The sequence below is a fragment of the Paenibacillus sp. FSL R7-0163 genome (assembly GCF_037969975.1).
Lineage (GTDB): Bacteria > Bacillota > Bacilli > Paenibacillales > Paenibacillaceae > Paenibacillus_AQ > Paenibacillus_AQ odorifer.
Genome location: NZ_CP150224.1, coordinates 613,265 through 631,423, shown reverse-complemented (window position 1 = coordinate 631,423; position 18,159 = coordinate 613,265). Strand labels below are relative to the sequence as shown.

Sequence of the window (18,159 nt, the reverse complement as noted above, 5' to 3'; positions counted from 1 at the left end):
GACCCTCTTTTGTATGGATAAATCATAAATCCCTAGGTCTTGATAGCCCCTGTCAGTACCCCTTTGGCAAAGTGCTTTTGGAGCATCGGGAAGAAACACATAATAGGAACCATGGTAACGAACACTGCCGCCATTTTCATACCCATGGAGAATGATTGTTTACCCACTGCGTCAACACTTGTTGCATTCGATGCATTCACTTGGGCTTCCATAATGATAGATCGCAACACGTTCTGCAGTGGCATCTGATCCGCTTTCCGCAGGAAGATCATGGCGTCATACCATCCATTCCAGAAGGCTACTCCGTAGAACAGTGTGATGGTAGCTACGATTGGAGCAGATAATGGCAGGACTACAGAGAACAGGATTCTCCATTCTCCAGCACCATCAAGTCGCGCAGATTCCATCAGGGACTCAGGCAGACTGCTAAAATAGTTCGACATCAGAATCAGGTTAAACGCACTGAAGCTTCCAGCCAGAATAACTGACCAAAGGTTGCCTGTCAGATGCAGATCCTTCATCACCAGATACAAAGGTACAATCCCGCCATTAAAAATCATTGTGAACAGGACAAGCATAAAAATCAGCTTTTTACCCGGGAATTTATTGCGGCTAAGGCCGTAAGCCATACTTGTCGTTAAGAACAAGCTAAGCGGGAGTCCTAAGATTAAGATCTTAAAGGTATTCCAATACCCTGTCCCGATCCGCCCATCAGCAAAGAGTGCCCGATAGGATTCCAGTGTTGGGTTCTTCGGAAATAACATCATAGGGTTATCAGCGTATTCTTTTTGCGTAGAAAAAGAAATCATAATGACATTCCAGAATGGAATAAGAATGGCCAAAGCTCCCACACTCAGAATTACGAAAATCACATAATCCATAGCGGTCATTTTTTTATGGTCTTGCATAATGGTCAGCTTTTTTTTACTCATACATTTGCACTCCTTTCTTACCGGAATAAACCGTCTCCGCCCATAAGTTTGGCAGCTCTATCTGCCAGAATCAGCAGAATCATATTAACAAGTGAACGGAACAAACTGACTGCAGTGGAGAATGAAAAGTCTGTTGAAGACTGGAACGTGATTCGGTAGATATACACATCTAGTACTTCTGAGACGTTTTTCGTTGCAGCGTTGCTCAAGTTAAAGATTTGGTCAAATCCAGATGACATCAGGCCACCGACGGAAAGGATAAACATGATCGTAATCGTCGGAAGAATGTTAGGCAGAGTAATGCGGAACATTTGCTGCAAGCGTGTGGCACCATCAATCTGTGCGGATTCATATTGGTCTGTATCAATACCAGAGATAGCGGCCATAAAGATAATGGCTCCCCAACCTGCTGATTTCCAGATATCCGTAAGATACAACATCGGAACGAACATTTTTTCAGAACCTAGGAAGTTAATGCCTGTCCCGCCAAACATTTGAATGAGGCTGTTGACCAGACCATCATAGGAAAGCACATTGATAACAACCCCGGATACTACGATCCATGACAGGAAGTTCGGAAATGTGAACACCGTCTGTAAAGCTTTTTTGTAACGATTCATGCGCAGTTCATTCAGCAGCAATGCCAATATGATTGGAAAAGGGAACTGAATAATCAGCTTACCGATGTTAATGGTTAACGTTCTCCATACGGCGTCAATAAAAGCCGGGTCACGGAACACATAGGTGAAATTCTCGAATCCGCTCCATGGGCTGCCCCAAATTCCTAAATTCGCTTTAAAATCTTTAAAAGCCAGAGATAGACCACCCATCGGCAGATAAGCGAATAGGAAAAGCCACACTAGTCCAGGAAGCACCAGAGTATAGACCATTCTGTTCTTCCAGACTTCTCTTAGGAACAGTTGGAATCTGCTGTCGTTCATTTTTTTAGCCGGTATTGCAACTTCGGATTTCAATTTGCATCTCCTCACTCTGCTTATGTCTTTTAGTTGTACAAGAAATCAAAGGTTGTCTTCAGATGTTCCTCCCAGAATCGCCATTCATGAGTTCCAGGGGTCTCAACATACTGAAATTCATAAGGGGTCGTCTCCAGGTAAGCTGCGAATTCCCGATTCATCTCCACAAACGGATCTTCCGAACCACAGCAAATCAGAATCGAAGGCAGGTTACGTCTATCGTCGACCAATTTAGCGGCTAAAGCGTACAGATCCTGATCCGGCTTAATTTGTAAGCGTTTTCCAAAAGTACCCGCCATCTCCCTCGCCATGTCCTTGGACATTTGCGGATCGTTTAATCGTTTCTGGAGATCGGTAACTCCTGATAACGAAACCACTTTGCTGTAACGCTCGGGATAGGTAAGTGCACATTTCAGAGCGCCATACCCGCCCATCGATAAACCAGCGATATACGTCTTCTGCGGATTATCATCCAACCTCATCATTCGGCCACAAAGCTCGGGAAGCTCATGGGTCACATAGTGGAAGTAATCCAGTCCGTACTCCATGTCTGTATAATAGCTCCTGTTTACTTGCGGCATTATGACTGTACAACCATATTGACTTGCATACTGCTCAATAGTAGTCATCCTGTGCCAAGTACTGGCGTTATCACCAGCACCATGCAGCAGGTAGAGCGTTCCTCCAGACATGTTGCCTGAATCGACGGGGGAGATAATACTGATGGTCGTTGTCATTCTCAAGGTAGGAGAGCCTGTCTCAACTGTTAATAATGCCATGAGTTATCTCCTTTTCGTTCTTATTCATTTGTTTATTTTCTTGCAAGATCCCCGCTTAACCAGTACGGATTCGAATACCATATGTTTGTTTTGCGAATCACCTGTGATCAGGTCAAACAAAATTTCAACACTGGCCTTCGCCATATCCACTCCGGGTTGGCTGATCGTATCCAGAGATGGATGATAATATTCTGCCATTTCAATCCCGTCGAATCCGATAATCGAAACATCATTTGGAATTGATAAGCCCAAAGACAATAACGCCTTAGCAGCCCCAATGGCAATCGTATCTGATGCAGCAAAAACAGCAGTGATATCTTTTTTCTTATTGAGCAGACGTTTGGTAGCTGTAAAGCCAGAGCTTGGACTATATTCACAATCCTCTACCATTGAAGGGTCGTACTCAATTCCATGCTCCTCAAGCGCTTTGATATATCCCATAAGCCGCCGGTTGCCTGTCGTATTTTGTACCAGAGGAAATCTGGCCAAAAAGCAGATATTGCGATGTCCTAATGAGATTAAATAGCTGACAGCCTTATAAGATTCCTGAAGATCATCAATGATCACGCTTGAAAAAACAGCAGGATCGACTTCTTTTGTAGTCGTGATGGTAGTCAGAACAAATGGAATTTTTAATTGTTTGAATTTATCTTCGGAGTGATCATACGTTCCGCCCATAAAAATTATGCCATATAGATTTTTTTCTTTTACAAGCTGTAGAGCGATATCGATCTCGTCTACTCCATCTTCTACATGCTGGATCATTAGCGGACATCCCCGCAGGTTCACCTGGCGTTCAACTTCCTTGATCATGTCTGCAAAAAACGGGTTTGAGATCCCTTTTACCATTAGCGCTATGGTATTGGATCGCGTTTTTTTCAAGTTGCTCGCATTACCATTTGGAATATAGTTATGTTCTCTAACAACCGCCATTACTTTAGCTCTAGTTGTATCGCTTACAACACCGCTATTATTGATTACTCTGGAGACTGTGGCGATACCCACGCCTGATAGCCTTGCAATATCTTTGATATTCATATTTACCTTGCTCCACTCCTATGATGAGTCCCCCCTTCACCCGATGAAAATCAGGTTGTGGAAACGCATGAAATGATGGGAAACGTTTCCCACGACATCATTTTGAGTCCTTAGCGTGTTTTTTCCGCTTACTTCGTCCATTATGAACAGGTAATTTTTATAAGTCAACTAAAAACACAAAAAAATTGTGATTCATCACTTTTTATTTGGTTAAAATTACAATAAGTCTATAGTTACTCAATCTATAAATTAGAAATAATTGGTATTTATATATCAACCTTGCTTTATTGACTTTAAAATAAGAATGGAATACCATCAATTTAGTGATTTTTATCGTTTTAACAGAAAACGTTTCCACTCATTTTTCTAGTTTTTCTTTTTGTCACTTCGCTATCCTAGCTAGGAATATCAAGAGAAAGAAGGACTCTTTTTATGTTGAACATGGCTCAATTCGCAGCTAAGGCTCGTGAACGAAACCTGAATATCTTCAATGTTCGTGTGCTTCAAAACGGAAACCTTGTGGGAAAACTGGATCTCACGGAGGATATTCGGCGCTTGCAGCATTCCGTCAGCAAGTCTTTTACTTCTATGGCAGTAGGTCTTGCCATTGATGAAGGGAAGCTGACACTGGAAACAACGCTTAAAGATGTTTTTCCGGAGTATGTCTCTCCTCTTAAACAAACACCTCCTTCCATGCAGCCCGGAGATATAACTTTGTTCGATTTACTGCGAATGAGTACAGGGCACGACTCCCCTCCATTTTGGGCTGAAGAGAGATTAGCCTTGAAGGATAAAAATTGGGTGCAGCATTATTTATCTCTGACTTTAGACAGAGCTCCCGGAGAGAAATTTACATACAGCAGCGGAGATACCATTATGATCTCTGCAATGGTGCAAGCCCGCGTCGGGCAAACCGTAAAGGATTATCTGGTACCTCGTTTGTTTGCACCTCTGGGTATAAACAATGTGGATTGGGAAACAACACCTCAAGGGGTAACCCTTGGCTGTGCCGGACTTCAGATTAACACGGAAGAGTTAAGCCGGTTTGGACAGCTGCTTTTACAGCAAGGAAAGTGGCAGGGCCAGCAACTGATCCCCGCAGCATGGATCGATTTTGTTACACAAAAACAGATCGACAATGATGGAAACGGCGACTGGGGAGAAGGATACGGCTGCCAATTCTGGCTCTGCTCCCACGACGCTTACCGTGCCGATGGCGCTCATGGACAATTCTGTCTTGTGGTGCCGGACGCTCAAGCAGTCATTGCAATTAACAGCATGGAAGATAACATGCAGGGCATCCTGGATATCGTCTGGGAGGAAATCTGGCCGCTTCTTTAGGAGCGGTCTTTTTTATGGCTTGAGGTTAGCGTGCGCATAATGGGTAATTTACATTCTTCGGCGATTAGCGATTGAGGAGGCTCGCGGAGTTTGGTGCTCGACGACGATAAGTGCTGAACACCGTAAGCGCCCAACACCGTAAGTGCCCAACACCGTAAGTGCCCAACACCGTAAGTGCCCAAAACCTATAAGTAACTCAACACACCAAGTAACCAGCACTTTCCGAGACTGAGGACGCTTGCGGACTCAGGTGACGTTATTTACTCTTTTATCGTCTTATGAGCAACCTTTCGGACACCAGTGCAGCTATTCCTGAGAAAGCAGCTCTTTTGGGGAACGTTTGGCACCAACAGCGACTATGGAGTCCGATAACATCGCAAATGTGGCACTTTTCAGCATTTAAGGTCATCTGGGTCCGATAGCTGCTGCGTATGTGCAAATGCGGTCTAGAGGCTCGAAGTTTGATCTCAACGATGATAAGAAGATAAACACGCACAAGCGTTCACACCAATCGATGCTCAAACCGTTTAAACCCTAAGTCCCCACCGCCAAACACGCCATGCAGTCAACACCAATAGATGCACAACACCAAGTAACCAGCATTACTCAAACTGAGGAGGAGGCTCGCGGACTCAGATGACGTTATTTTTTCATTTTTCGCCTTTTGAGCAACATTTCGGACTCCACTGCAGCTATTCCTGAGAAAACAGCTCTTTTGGGGCACCTTTGGCATCAATAGCGACGATGGAATCCGATAACATCGAAAATCCCTTAATTTTCAGCATTTAAGGTCCTCTGGGTCCGATAGCTGGTGCGTATGTACACAAATAAGTAGCTCAACACACCAAGTAACCAGCATTACTCAGACCGAGGAGGCCCGCGGACTCAGATGACCTTATTTGCTCTTTTATCGCCTTTTGAGCAACGTTTCGGACTCCAGTGCAGCTATTCCTGAGAAAGCGGCTCTTTTGGGACACGTTTGGCACCAATAGCGACGATGGAGTCCGATAACATCGCAAATGTGGCACTTTTCAGCATTTAAGGTCATCTGGGTCCGATAGCTACTGCGTATGTGCAAATATGGTCTAGATGTTCGAAGTTTGATGTTCAACGATGATTAGTAGCTAAACACGCCCAAGCGTTCACACCAATCGATGCTCAAACCGTAAGTCCCCACCATCAAACTCGCCATGCAGTCAACAACAATAGAGGCACAACACCAAGTAACCAGCATTACTCAGACCGAGGAGGCTCGCGGACTCAGATGATCTTATTTGCTCTTTTATCACCTTTTGAGCAACGTTTCGGACTCCAGTGCAGCTATTCCTGAGAAAGTAGCTCTTTTGGGGCACGTTTGGCATCAATAGCGACTATGGAGTCCGACAACATCGAAAATCCCGCAATTCTCAGCATTTAAGGTCCTCTGGGTCCGGTAGCTGCTGCGTATGTACAAAATAAGTAACTCACGCACCAAGTAACCAGCACTTTCTGTTGCTGAGGAGGCTCGCGGACTCAGATGACCTTATTTGCTCATTTATCGCCTTTTGAGCAACGTTTCGGACTCCAGTGCAGCTATTCCTGAGAAAGCGGCTCTTTTGGGGCACGTTTGGCATCAATAGCGACTATGGAGTCCGATAACATCGAAAATCCCACACTTTTCAGCATTTAAGGTCATCTGGGTCCGATAGTTGCTACGTAATGTACAAATGTGGTCTAGATGTTCGAAGTTTGATGTTCAACGATGATTAGTAGCTAAACACGCCCAAGCGTTCACACCAATCGATGCTCAAACCGTAATTCTCCACCGCCTACAAGTAGCTCATCACACCAAGTAACCAGCACTTTCTGTTGCTGAGGAGGCTCGCGGACTCAGATGACCTTATTTGCTCATTTATCGCCTTTTGAGCAACGTTTCGGACTCCAGTGCAGCTATTCCTGAGAAAGCGGCTCTTTTGGGGCACGTTTGGCATCAATAGCGACTATGGAGTCCGATAACATCGAAAATCCCACACTTTTCAGCATTTAAGGTCATCTGGGTCCGATAGCTGCTACGTAATGTACAAATGTGGTCTAGTCGTTTGAAGTTTAATGTTCAACGATGACTCGAATTTCGACGTTTAGTTCAAGAAGGAAGACAAAGGTATCCCGTGTGTGACCTCGAACTAAAACTCGCGCACGCAAAAACAGCCTTCCCGAAGGAAGGCTGTTAATTGACGTCCCGGAAGGGATTCGAACCCCTGACCGTGCGCTTAGAAGGCGCATGCTCTATCCAGCTGAGCTACCGGGACATATAAGAAATAAATACTATGTATTGACGCAACGATATTTATTATACCTTATTCAGCGGATTTTTCAAGTCAAAACAACTTAGAAAAATAATAAAAGAGTTTTCGGTGTGGTTTTTTCACACGTCAGCGTAACCACAGGAAATGAAAAGAACGGCATTTCTGCCGTCCTTTTCAGCGATTCCAGTGTACACTTTACAAGCCTTCGTTATTTACTCCAGCTTTCGAAAACGCTTCTCCAGCTGCTTTTTCAAATCCCCAAAAGTGAGTAATTCTCTTTGAAACTTGGAATGCTCATCTTCTGGCGACATGAAGTTGCTGCCTGTAAATGCACTCGAGGTCACATCTTGAAAAGCGTCATGCATATTGTTATCAAACCAATCGGTAGAGGTATCAGCATCATTAGTTAGAATACGGACAATCTCATATCCTTCTTCACGCCGATCCTCAACGATATACACCAAAAGCGCAGGATCACTAACAGCACCCGGCAAAACACCCACTTCTGCACAAGGCGCACCATCGTACTCCATCATTCTGCGAATTTTGGCGTCTTTAATATAATACACCTGTCATCCTTCCCTCCTGGCAAATTCCCCTCTCCCCTAGTGTTCGGATAAGGACATACATTTTATGCCTTCCTTCGGCATATATCTGTATTACTTGGCAAAAAAGTAAGGACAACAATCGCACAAAAGAGAGGATGAACCATCATGTGCGGAATAACCGGATTTATCCAGTGGCGCGGAGATCTCACTCAGCACTCGCAGCTGCTGGTCAAAATGACTGAAACTTTAGCAAACCGCGGCCCCGATGCAGCCGGAACCTGGATCTCAGGCCCCTGTGCTTTCGGTCACCGCAGACTTAGCGTTATCGATCCGGAGAACGGTGCCCAGCCCATGATCACCCGCCATGAGGAACAGGTATACGCGATTGTTTACAACGGCGAATTATATAACGCCCTCGAACTCAAACAAGAACTTAAGCAGCGAGGGCATCAATTCCGCACCCAGTGCGATACAGAGGTGCTGCTGCATTCCTATATCGAATGGGGGCCGGATTGCGCAGAAAAACTCAATGGGATCTTTGCTTTTGCAGTATGGGACGGTCTTCGCGACCAAGTCTTTTTTGCACGTGACCGTTTAGGTGTGAAACCCCTGTTCTATAGCAAGGTTGATGATGTGCTAGTTTTTGGCTCAGAGCCTAAAGCGTTGCTGCAGCATCCTAAGGTACAACCAATCGTGGGTCCTGAAGGTCTCGCAGAAATCTTCATCATCGGTCCAGCGCGTACACCGGGTCATGGTGTTTATAAGGATATGCAAGAGCTTCGTCCAGGTCATGCTATGATCTATAGCCGTGAAGGTCTGCGCAGTTATGCCTATTGGAAGCTGGAGAGCGCAAAGCATACTGACAATGAAGCAGAGACAGCCGCTAAGGTACGTGAACTGCTCCAAGATACACTCGAACGCCAACTGGTCTCAGACGTCCCTGTTTGCTCTCTTTTGTCGGGAGGGTTGGATTCCAGTGCGCTGACGGCACTTGCAGTGGATTACTACAACCGGAATGGTCAGGGACAAGTGGATACTTATTCCGTAGACTATGTAGATAACGACAAACATTTCAAAAGTCATACTTTCCAGCCGGGAGCAGATGGGCCGTGGATTAAACGAATGGTCGATGAATTGAATACAAACCACCACTACATCTCGTTCGATACCCCGGAGCTTGTAGAAGCGCTGGATAATGCTTTGTACACTAGGGATTTACCAGGGATGACCGATGTAGACTCTTCTTTGTACTTATTTTGCCGGGAGATTAAAAAGAACGCGACAGTAGCTATTTCCGGTGAAGCTGCGGATGAGATTTTTGGCGGATACCCTTGGTTCCACCGTGAGGAAATGCTCTCCTCAGGCACTTTTCCTTGGTCAGTTGCTCCGAAAATGCGTGCAAGTCTACTTTCCCCAGAAATTAACGAGTGGATCCGTCCACTGGAATATTTGGGTGACAGATATAGCGATGCGGTGGCTGAAGTTCCAAAGTTGGATGGAGAAACGGGAAAACAAGCACAAATGCGCGTAATGTCCTATCTGAATATCACCCGCTTCATGCCTACTCTGCTAGACCGTAAAGACCGAATGAGCATGGGCGCAGGGCTAGAGGTACGTGTTCCTTATTGTGATCACCGACTCGTTCAATATGTATTTAATATTCCGTGGGAAATCAAAAATCTGGGGGGCCGTGAAAAAGGGATTTTACGTAAATCTCTTGAAGGCATTCTTCCAGACGATGTGCTCTACCGCAAAAAAAGCCCTTACCCCAAAACTCATAATCCTGCCTATTTAAATGCGGTACGAACTCAGGTATTAAACATTCTGGATGACTCCACTTCACCCCTACTTCCGTTAATTGATGCTGCCAAAATCCGTGAGATCGCCGCTTCCCCGGAATCCTCAACCAATCTGCCTTGGTTCGGCCAGCTCATGTCCGGTCCTCAGCTGTTTGCTTACCTCGCCCAAGTGGATCTCTGGCTGCGTAAATATAACGTCTCCATCCAATAAGCGCGTAGAGAACTGAGATAATCGACAAGCCAAACAGCAAGTCACCGGATACGGGGACTTGCTGTTTGGCTTGTATTTGCAATAATTCTCTACGATCTTATCTGAACGATCCTTAAAAGTTAAAGTTGTCCGGGTCTGGGCCAAATCGATGGTCTTTGTTCAAGCCCTCGATAGCTTTGACATCCTCATCACTAAGCGTAAAGTCAAAGAACCCCGCATTCTCCTTGATTCGATCCGCATGTACGGATTTAGGTATCGTAATGACACCTTGCTGCAAATCCCAGCGAAGTACAATTTGAGCAGGGGTCTTGCCATACTTCTCAGCCAGCTCGTTTAAGAGCGGTAGATCAAGATTCCCTTGCATTAATGGACTCCATGCTTCAAGCTGAATGCTCTGTTCATTGGCATATTTCAGCAGCTCACGCTGAGTCAACAGCGGATGGAATTCCACCTGATTCACCACTGGTACCACTCCGGTATCCTCGATGATATCTTTCAGATGATGAACCTGAAAATTGCTCACGCCGATAGATTTGATGAGGCCCTCTTTTTGCAGATGAATTAAGGCCTTCCATGTCTCACGATATTTTCCTGCCACCGGCCAGTGTATGAGATACAGATCTAGATAGTCCAGACCTAGCTTGCGCCGGCTATCCTCGAACGCTTTTAGCGTAGACTCATAACCTTGATCAGGATTTCGTACTTTAGTCGTAATAAACAGCTCATCCCGGGCCACTCCACAATCACGAATAGCTTGTCCTACGCCTTCTTCGTTATTGTATCCGGCTGCCGTATCAATACTTCGATATCCTAATTCCACTGCGGTTTTGACCGCATGAATAACCTCTTCGCCATCTTTAGTCTTATACACGCCAAGACCCAGCCACGGCATGGTCACCCCATCATTTAAAGTAGGACCACCCGAGAACGGTGCATTCAATTCACTCATCACTTAACCCTCCAAGCTTATTGTTATTTCGTTAAACATACTTAACCTTTTTACCCACTTAAGAAGCAAACGCTACCATAAAAAGTATAGCAGATGGCTTCATCATTCCCCAAATCCTTATAAAAAAACGGAGGCGTAAGCGCCCCCGCTCTTCTTTATTTCTCAATTAGTTTGAAATCATCAAAATGGAATTCAGGAGAAACAATACAGGATACCAGCGTCGGCTCTTTGCCTAACGAACGCGCGGCCTGCCATACTCCCGCTGGAACAACCACTTGTGGCTGCTGGCCTGCAGCAATATCGAGACCCAGAATAACTTCCTGCACATCCTCAGGCTTATCTCCATTACCTCCGAGACTAAGCACGATTGGACTACCGGAATGCCACAACCAAACTTCATCGGACAATACAGTATGCCAATCAGATTGTTCGCCTTCGTGAAGCAGAAAATAAATTGAAGATGCCGAATGACGTGATCCAGAATAGCTATCGCCTAACACTTCCTGCGAAATTTCAAATTCCGAATTCCAAAGTCTTTTGTACCAACCACCCTCAACGTGAGGCTGTAATCCAAGCAGTTCAACTAGCGGTGAAATTTCTTTTTGCGTCACAGTAGCTTCTCTCCTTCAAAGTTAGCATGAACAACAATAGCTTCATATGCATAAGGTTGTTTTTGCTTTTTACTTTAACGGAATAAGCTCGAATTGTAAAATCTATTTACTGTCCTTGCTCGCTTTGAAGACTTCCGCAATCGCTCCAAGACTTCCCAGCGTTTCAACAGCGCTAGTTGGCAAGAACACTTTATTAGCAGGGCCTTTGGCAATCTCAGCCAGAGCCTCGAAGGAACGATAAGCCAGTACCTGCTCATCCAGACCTGCTGAACGAATCAGCTCAATGCGTGATTTTTCTGCTTCTGCCACGGCTTGAATCGCTTTAGCCTCACCGTGTGCTTCCAGTTCCTGCGCCTGCCGTGAACCCTCAGCTTGACGGATACGCGCTTCTTTATCGCCTTCTGCTTTTAGAATCTTACTCTGTTTATCCCCTTCAGCGCGTAGGATCATATCCTGCTTGGCAGCTTCCGCTTCCAAAACAATGGCACGTTTGCTCCGCTCTGCTTTCATCTGCTTATCCATCGCTTCCTGAATATCCAACGGCGGTTTGATATCGATAACTTCCACACGCTCGATCCGTACGCCCCACTTCTCAGTAGCTTCATCGAGAGCAAGACGGATATCCGTCGAAATCTTTTCCCGTCCAGACAAGGTCTCATCCAATTCCAGCTTACCGATGATTTGCCGCATCGTTGCCGTCGAAATGTTTCTTACCCCATAAACATAATCAGAAATACCATAAGTAGCTTCCTCTGGTCCAACCACCTGGTAGAAAATAATCGTATCAATCTGCACCTGCACGTTATCCTTTGTAATTACCGTTTGCGGAGGTACATTTGCTTGTTGAATCCGTAAATCATGGTAGGTGCGCACCTGATCAATTACAGGAATCAGAATGTTCAGCCCCGGTGTCAGCAGACGATTAAATTTACCGAGCCTTTCCACTACGCCTACCCGCTGCTGTGGTACGATTTTGACTGTTAATGCCACAAAAACTACGACCACTACAATAATAATTGCGATAATTGCCCATTGCATTAGTTCATTTCCCCCCATCGTTCTACTTCGATAATCGTCGTGCCTCTTTTCACTACTCTTACAACCTCATCCTTGCCCAGAGACTGTTCAGAGGTCGCGCTCCACGTATCTCCGCCTACCTTCACTTGCCCGTAACGTCCCTGCTCTATCGGCTCAACAACTACTCCTTGCCTACCGATGATTTCTGTACCTGTATCCTTGAACCCACGTGAATGGCGAAATCTAGAAACCAGTGGTTTCGAGAATATAGTCAGACCAAGTGCGACCAGTGATCCAAGGACCACCTGAAACAAAATGGCTTCGGGAACAATCAGCGACACCAAACCTGCGGCCAAAGCACCAATACTAAGCCACAATAAATAAAAAGTAAGCGTCATCATCTCTACAACAAACAGGACACCGGCTGCGATCAGCCAAAACACCCACACAACCATCGGTGAGCCCACCACCTTCCGTATGATACTACTATAACGAAAAGAAACATCGATGCGTTGCATAGTTCCATAAAAAAATATTTCAGGCATGTATATAATTTATATTCATTACATCGGTGGTTATGTGTTTCTTCATGAGTTTCTTGATAAAAGGCGAGTATACAAATCCAAAAGGGTTCACTTTTTGACGAGTCACTATAAATTAGAAAATTCTCCCCCTATATCACCTGATTTTATCCCTAGCGCAATTGCAAGCTATGCTTGAGAATAAGAGTTACCATCACCCATTTATATCTAATTCATCCTAATTATCCAACTTCCAAACATCCTCCTCTATTCATTCAAACCATACACAGCATGTTACATCTTTTAAAATCAATGAAACAGCAGCACACAAAAAGCATAAAAGAAAGCGCTTACTGATTGGGTAAGGCTTGATTTGGACCGCTGCTTTTTTGCTGCTGAATCTACGAATTGAACTTCAATAGAATGATAGGGACGCCAAGGGTGATGGTGCACTACAACCGACGGGAGGTGAAGGTCAGGACATCTTGCCGAAAAGAATTTCGAACTACACTTTGAATCTAGGAGGTAGAAATTCAATGATCTTCACGAAAAAAGCTTCACGCAAAACCTTTGCAATTGCGATGATCGCCGCGCTTGTTCTGACACTCTTTTCCACCCTGGGTGGCAGTCCCAAAACAGCCAACGCCGCACAGAATTACAAACTGGTTGGTTATTACGCTTCATGGGCCGCTTACGGGCGTGCTTACAATGTAACAGATATCGATCCTACCAAAATGAATGTCATTAACTACGCTTTTGCGGATATTTGTTGGAATGGCATTCATGGCAATCCCGACCCCACTGGCCCTAATCCGGTGACCTGGTCTTGCCAGAATGAACAAGGCCAAGCCATCAGCGTTCCGAACGGTACGATTGTTCTTGGTGACCCTTGGATTGACACTGGAAAAAGCTTCGGGGATGACAAATGGGATGATCCCATCAAAGGTAACCTGAAGCAGCTATGGAAGCTGAAGGAAAAGAACCCGAACCTGAAGACCCTAATCTCCGTTGGGGGCTGGACCTGGTCGAACCGTTTCTCGGATGTAGCTGCGACAGCTGCGACCCGTGAGGTTTTTGCCAATTCCGCGGTTGATTTTATTCAAAAATACAAGATGGACGGCGTGGATCTCGACTGGGAATATCCAGTAAGTGGTGGACTCGCAGGCAATAGCTACCGTCCTGAAGATAAAGAAAACTATGTACTGCTGCTGCAAAAAGTTCGCGAAAAGCTAAATGCAGCCGGCGCGGCGGATGGAAAAACCTATCTGCTGACCATTGCTTCCGGGGCAGGCCCAACGTATATCAACAACAATAACCTGGCCGGCATTGCTTCCGTTGTCGACTGGATCAATATTATGACCTATGACTTTAATGGGAGCTGGAACACCACCACCGGACATAATGCTCCGTTGTACTATGATCCCGCAGCTTCCGCTTCGGGCTTAACCGAACCGCAAAATTTTAACATCGATAAAGCGGTAACCTCCTATCTTGCGAATGGTGTACCTGCGAACAAGCTTGTACTTGGCATGGCTTTTTACGGTCGTGGTTGGGGCGGAGCTCCTGCTTCAGGAAACGGCCAATATCAGGTATCCGCTGGCATCTCACCAACAGGAACATGGGAAAAAGGCAGCTATGATTTCTATGATCTCGAAGCTAATTATATCAACAAAAACGGCTATACCCGCTATTGGAATGATACATCCAAAGTGCCTTATCTCTATAATCCAACAAATCAAACCTTTATCAGCTATGACGACGTAGAATCCTTTGGCCACAAGATCAGCTACCTGAAGTCCAAGGGTCTTGCAGGTGCTATGTTCTGGGAAACAAGTGGTGACCGGAACAAAACACTAACCAATAAACTAAACGCCGATCTTGGTGGCGGAGTGGTGCAGCCGACACCGACACCATCCACATCACCAACACCTACACCTACGGCAACTCCAACTCCTACGGCAACAGCAACGCCAACGCCAACTGCAACCGTGACGCCAACCCCAACGCCTACACCGGGACAATGTTCGGCAGCGACCTGGGGTGCAACAACCGTATACACTGGCGGACAGCGTGTCTCCTACAATGGCTCAGTCTATGAAGCCAAGTGGTGGACGCAAGGGGATCGTCCTGATCTTAGCGGACCTGATGGGGTCTGGAAATTCATCAGCGTATGCGGAACAGCGACACCAACGCCAACTGCAACTGTGGTCCCAACTTTAACACCTACGGTAGCACCAACGCCTACCGCAACCGTTGCACCTACGCCTACTGTCGCGCCAACGCCAACTGCAACCGTTGCACCTACGCCAACTCCTTTGCCTACCGCTACACCTACTTCGGAAGGGTCTAGCTGGGGAACAGGCGTTGCGTACAAAACAGGTGATGTCGTCGCCTACAACGGAAAAACATATACCTGCTTGCAGCCCCACACTTCACTTCAGGGCTGGGAGCCAGCCACCACACCTGCTCTTTGGAAGCTCAATTAAAGTCATGCAGGAAGCAGCGTTCCCTAAATAACATTATCCCCCCTTGGAGGTATATTAAATATGATTGCAAAAGCACGTGCTAAGCGCAAAATATCCATAAGTTACCTTGCTGCGCTAATGAGCCTAATCGTTCTGGTTCCACTTTACACCGGGACAGGTGCATCCTTACCAGTGGCCCATGCAACGGAAACAACACCTTCCGCTCCCGCTCCAGCAGCTGATCATCCTCGCAAAATCGTTGCTTACTTCCCAGAGTGGGGCGATCAGGAGAACAAAGGATTTTACACCGTAGACAAAATTCCGTGGGATAAAATTACCCATATTAACTATGCCTTCGCCAAGGTAAATCCTCAAACGAACAAGATTGATCTCATGGACCGTACAGCCGCTATCGAAAAAGACTACCCCGGCCAGCTGACCACCCTGCCTTTTAAGGGGCATTTTAACCAACTGGTCAAGTACAAACAGCTCTATCCTGATGTACGCACCCTGATTTCTGTTGGCGGCTGGTCGGGTTCCGGAGGATTCTTCAACATGGCGAATTCGGAAGCCGGGCGAGAAGCTTTTGCCAATAGTGTTGTGGATTTTCTGCGTACCTATCAGTTCAACGGAGTGGACATCGATTGGGAGTACCCTTCTGGCACTGGGCAGTCCGGTAATCCTAACGATTTTGCCGTGGCAGAACCGCTGCGTACAGTTAATTACAACAACTACGTTCTTCTTATGAAAAAACTTCGCGAAAAGCTCGATCTGGCAGGTTCACAAGACAATCAGAAATATGACCTGACTATTGCGGCCACCGCCTCTTCCTGGATTCTTGGGGGCATGAAGCTTGGGGAAGCCAATCAGTATTTAGACTGGGCGAACCTTATGACCTATGATTTCCATGGTGCGTGGAATGGTTATGTAGGGCCGCATTCTGCACTGTACCCGGATTCCCGCGATACTGAAACTGCTGCGCTGGGTACTCCGGTTCTGAATACCGACTGGGCGGTCCGATACTATCTCGGTACGCTTCCTCCGGAAAAAATCGTGATCGGAGTTCCTTATTATTCACGAGGCTGGAAAAATGTGAATGGAGGCATCAACAATACCGGCCTTTACGGCACAGCTCCGACAACCGGTGGGGGAGCAGATGGCCAATACGGCATCTGGAATGATCCCGCACCAGAGCAGCCTGCTGGTGCAAATCCGATCTGGCATGTGCTAAATCTGCTCAAAGATCCAGCGAATAAACGTTACTTCGATCCTGTTACCAAAACACCGTACTTGTTCAACGCAGACAAGAAGGTTTTTCTTACGTATGAAGATAAGGAATCTCTAGGCTACAAGCTGGATTACATTAAACAAAAAGGCTTGGGAGGCATGATGTTCTGGGAATTAACGGGCGATTACTCTGAGCAGAGCGATGGCACTTATACGTACGGCAATTCTCTGACCGATTTTGCCTATGATCAGCTGAAAACAGCCACGCCGCCGGGCGGAGCTCCTAAGCCGCAGTTGCCTGAACCTAAAAACTTCAACCTCAGCTTCAGCGGCGCTTATGATCATCCGAACTATACCTATTCATTAAAAATAACGAACAACACCGGTGCGGATATTCCCGGTGGCTGGAAGCTAGAATTCGACCTGCCAACAACTACAACCCTAACATCGGCATGGGGAGCCGGTAGCGTTGAGCAAATCTCCACGGCCTGGGATTTCAACCGCTACCGTATTACAGGTACAGCTACTCAAACCATTGCAAACGGAGCTTCACTTGAAATTCCGGGTATGATGAAGCTGAATTTTTCAGGCGGTCCACAGCGAATCACCCTGAACGGAAACTCGTCTCAACAGGAATACGATAAACTGTACGGTGGCATTACGCCAACACCAACACCGTCTGCATCACCGACAGCAACACCTACTCCGACGACTACACCAACAGCAACACCAACGGCAACACCTACAACAACACCGACTCCGACGGCAACCGTGACGCCAACGCCAACTGTAGCGCCAACACCTACTCCTACGCCGGGACAATGCTCGGCAGCGACCTGGAATGCGGCAACCGCATATACTGGCGGACAACGTGTTTCCTACAACGGCTCAATCTATGAAGCCAAGTGGTGGACACAAGGCGATCGTCCCGATCTTAGCGGACCGGACGGTATCTGGAAATACATCAGCGTATGTGAAACAGCAACGTCTACACCAACGGCAACTGTAGCTCCAACGGTAATACCGACTTTGACACCTACGGTGGCACCGACGCCTACTGCAACCGTAACACCCACGCAAACTCCATTACCGACTGCTACACCTACTTCGGGAGGGTCTAGCTGGGTAACAGGAGTTGCTTATAAAGTAGGTGATGTCGTTGCCTACAGTGGAAAAACGTATACCTGCTTGCAGCCTCACACTTCACTTCAGGGGTGGGAGCCAGCTTCTACACCTGCTCTTTGGAAGCTGATATAATCGGGTGCTCTCTTTGATTCCAACAAGAAGATTGTCCCATTACAAGGAGAACATCCCATTATTAGTGCAGAGTCATACTCATTCTCTGGGACTTACGTTAAGGACCCAGTTGACGTTATTTACAAATCTCAAGCCTTTGGAGCTATGTTTCGGACTCCAGTGCTGCTATTCCTTATGAAATGCTTCTTTTGGGGTGTTTTTCGTG

At 46.3% G+C, this 18,159-nt stretch carries 13 protein-coding genes and 1 tRNA gene; 4 read left to right on the top strand and 10 right to left on the bottom strand.

All coding sequences use genetic code 11. The features are described from left to right. Nucleotides 1–32 precede the first annotated feature (32 nt). The 4 genes from NST45_RS02685 to NST45_RS02670 all read right to left on the bottom strand — a co-directional run bounded on the left by NST45_RS02685 (nucleotide 33) and on the right by NST45_RS02670 (nucleotide 3,723). Nucleotides 33–932, bottom strand: a complete 900-nt coding sequence (locus tag NST45_RS02685) for a carbohydrate ABC transporter permease (protein WP_036686985.1) — start codon at nucleotides 930–932, stop codon at nucleotides 33–35. Between the two features lie 17 nt (nucleotides 933–949). Continuing rightward, nucleotides 950–1,873, bottom strand: a complete 924-nt coding sequence (locus NST45_RS02680) for an ABC transporter permease subunit (RefSeq protein ID WP_036687012.1) — start codon at nucleotides 1,871–1,873, stop codon at nucleotides 950–952. Nucleotides 1,874–1,935: 62 nt separating this feature from the next. Continuing rightward, entirely contained in the window at nucleotides 1,936–2,685 is a 750-nt protein-coding gene (locus NST45_RS02675; protein WP_076317326.1) for an alpha/beta hydrolase family protein, read from the bottom strand. A 24-nt stretch (nucleotides 2,686–2,709) separates the two neighbouring features. After that, a complete protein-coding gene (locus NST45_RS02670; RefSeq protein WP_036686978.1) occupies nucleotides 2,710–3,723 on the bottom strand; it encodes a LacI family DNA-binding transcriptional regulator in 1,014 nt (337 codons plus the stop codon). A gap of 432 nt (nucleotides 3,724–4,155) precedes the next feature. Between NST45_RS02670 and NST45_RS02665 the strand changes: the two genes are divergently transcribed. Further along, nucleotides 4,156–5,064, top strand: coding sequence for a serine hydrolase (locus tag NST45_RS02665; RefSeq protein ID WP_326046228.1), 909 nt, complete (start codon nucleotides 4,156–4,158; stop codon nucleotides 5,062–5,064). 2,214 nt (nucleotides 5,065–7,278) lie between these two features. Here NST45_RS02665 and NST45_RS02660 read toward each other — a convergent pair. Further along, nucleotides 7,279–7,352, bottom strand: a tRNA-Arg gene (locus NST45_RS02660). Between the two features lie 209 nt (nucleotides 7,353–7,561). After that, entirely contained in the window at nucleotides 7,562–7,918 is a 357-nt protein-coding gene (locus NST45_RS02655; RefSeq protein WP_036686975.1) for a hypothetical protein, read from the bottom strand. A gap of 144 nt (nucleotides 7,919–8,062) precedes the next feature. On the opposite strand from NST45_RS02655, the gene asnB reads away from it, so the two are divergent. Beyond that, nucleotides 8,063–9,907, top strand: coding sequence for an asparagine synthase (glutamine-hydrolyzing) (gene asnB, locus NST45_RS02650; RefSeq protein ID WP_076129204.1), 1,845 nt, complete (start codon nucleotides 8,063–8,065; stop codon nucleotides 9,905–9,907). A 112-nt stretch (nucleotides 9,908–10,019) separates the two neighbouring features. On the opposite strand, the gene NST45_RS02645 is transcribed toward asnB, so the two are convergent. The 4 genes from NST45_RS02645 to NST45_RS02630 form a co-directional block, all read right to left on the bottom strand. Continuing rightward, a complete protein-coding gene (locus NST45_RS02645; RefSeq protein WP_076225256.1) occupies nucleotides 10,020–10,856 on the bottom strand; it encodes an aldo/keto reductase in 837 nt (278 codons plus the stop codon). A gap of 155 nt (nucleotides 10,857–11,011) precedes the next feature. Next, nucleotides 11,012–11,467, bottom strand: a complete 456-nt coding sequence (locus NST45_RS02640; protein WP_036686965.1) for a cupin domain-containing protein — start codon at nucleotides 11,465–11,467, stop codon at nucleotides 11,012–11,014. Between the two features lie 102 nt (nucleotides 11,468–11,569). Further along, the gene (locus NST45_RS02635) at nucleotides 11,570–12,505 is read right to left on the bottom strand and encodes an SPFH domain-containing protein (RefSeq protein WP_036686962.1); all 936 of its coding nucleotides are present in this window, start codon (nucleotides 12,503–12,505) and stop codon (nucleotides 11,570–11,572) included. Next, on the bottom strand, nucleotides 12,505–12,939 hold the full coding sequence (locus NST45_RS02630) for an NfeD family protein (RefSeq protein ID WP_036686960.1): 435 nt from the start codon (nucleotides 12,937–12,939) through the stop codon (nucleotides 12,505–12,507). Before NST45_RS02630 ends, NST45_RS02635 begins: the two co-directional genes overlap by 1 nt. A gap of 602 nt (nucleotides 12,940–13,541) precedes the next feature. Between NST45_RS02630 and NST45_RS02625 the strand changes: the two genes are divergently transcribed. Next, entirely contained in the window at nucleotides 13,542–15,491 is a 1,950-nt protein-coding gene (locus tag NST45_RS02625; RefSeq protein ID WP_339824813.1) for a glycosyl hydrolase family 18 protein, read from the top strand. Between the two features lie 60 nt (nucleotides 15,492–15,551). Continuing rightward, on the top strand, nucleotides 15,552–17,954 hold the full coding sequence (locus NST45_RS02620) for a glycosyl hydrolase family 18 protein (protein WP_339824810.1): 2,403 nt from the start codon (nucleotides 15,552–15,554) through the stop codon (nucleotides 17,952–17,954). Nucleotides 17,955–18,159 lie beyond the last annotated feature (205 nt).

Coding starts and splice junctions, on each gene's coding strand:
- NST45_RS02630 (WP_036686960.1), bottom strand. CDS start 12,939: ATGGTTGTGTGGGTGTTTTGGCTGATCGCAGCCGGTGTCCTGTTTGTT.
- NST45_RS02680 (WP_036687012.1), bottom strand. CDS start 1,873: ATGAACGACAGCAGATTCCAACTGTTCCTAAGAGAAGTCTGGAAGAAC.
- NST45_RS02645 (WP_076225256.1), bottom strand. CDS start 10,856: ATGAGTGAATTGAATGCACCGTTCTCGGGTGGTCCTACTTTAAATGAT.
- NST45_RS02685 (WP_036686985.1), bottom strand. CDS start 932: ATGAGTAAAAAAAAGCTGACCATTATGCAAGACCATAAAAAAATGACC.
- NST45_RS02635 (WP_036686962.1), bottom strand. CDS start 12,505: ATGCAATGGGCAATTATCGCAATTATTATTGTAGTGGTCGTAGTTTTT.
- NST45_RS02620 (WP_339824810.1), top strand. CDS start 15,552: ATGATTGCAAAAGCACGTGCTAAGCGCAAAATATCCATAAGTTACCTT.
- NST45_RS02675 (WP_076317326.1), bottom strand. CDS start 2,685: ATGGCATTATTAACAGTTGAGACAGGCTCTCCTACCTTGAGAATGACA.
- NST45_RS02625 (WP_339824813.1), top strand. CDS start 13,542: ATGATCTTCACGAAAAAAGCTTCACGCAAAACCTTTGCAATTGCGATG.
- NST45_RS02665 (WP_326046228.1), top strand. CDS start 4,156: ATGTTGAACATGGCTCAATTCGCAGCTAAGGCTCGTGAACGAAACCTG.
- asnB (WP_076129204.1), top strand. CDS start 8,063: ATGTGCGGAATAACCGGATTTATCCAGTGGCGCGGAGATCTCACTCAG.
- NST45_RS02670 (WP_036686978.1), bottom strand. CDS start 3,723: ATGAATATCAAAGATATTGCAAGGCTATCAGGCGTGGGTATCGCCACA.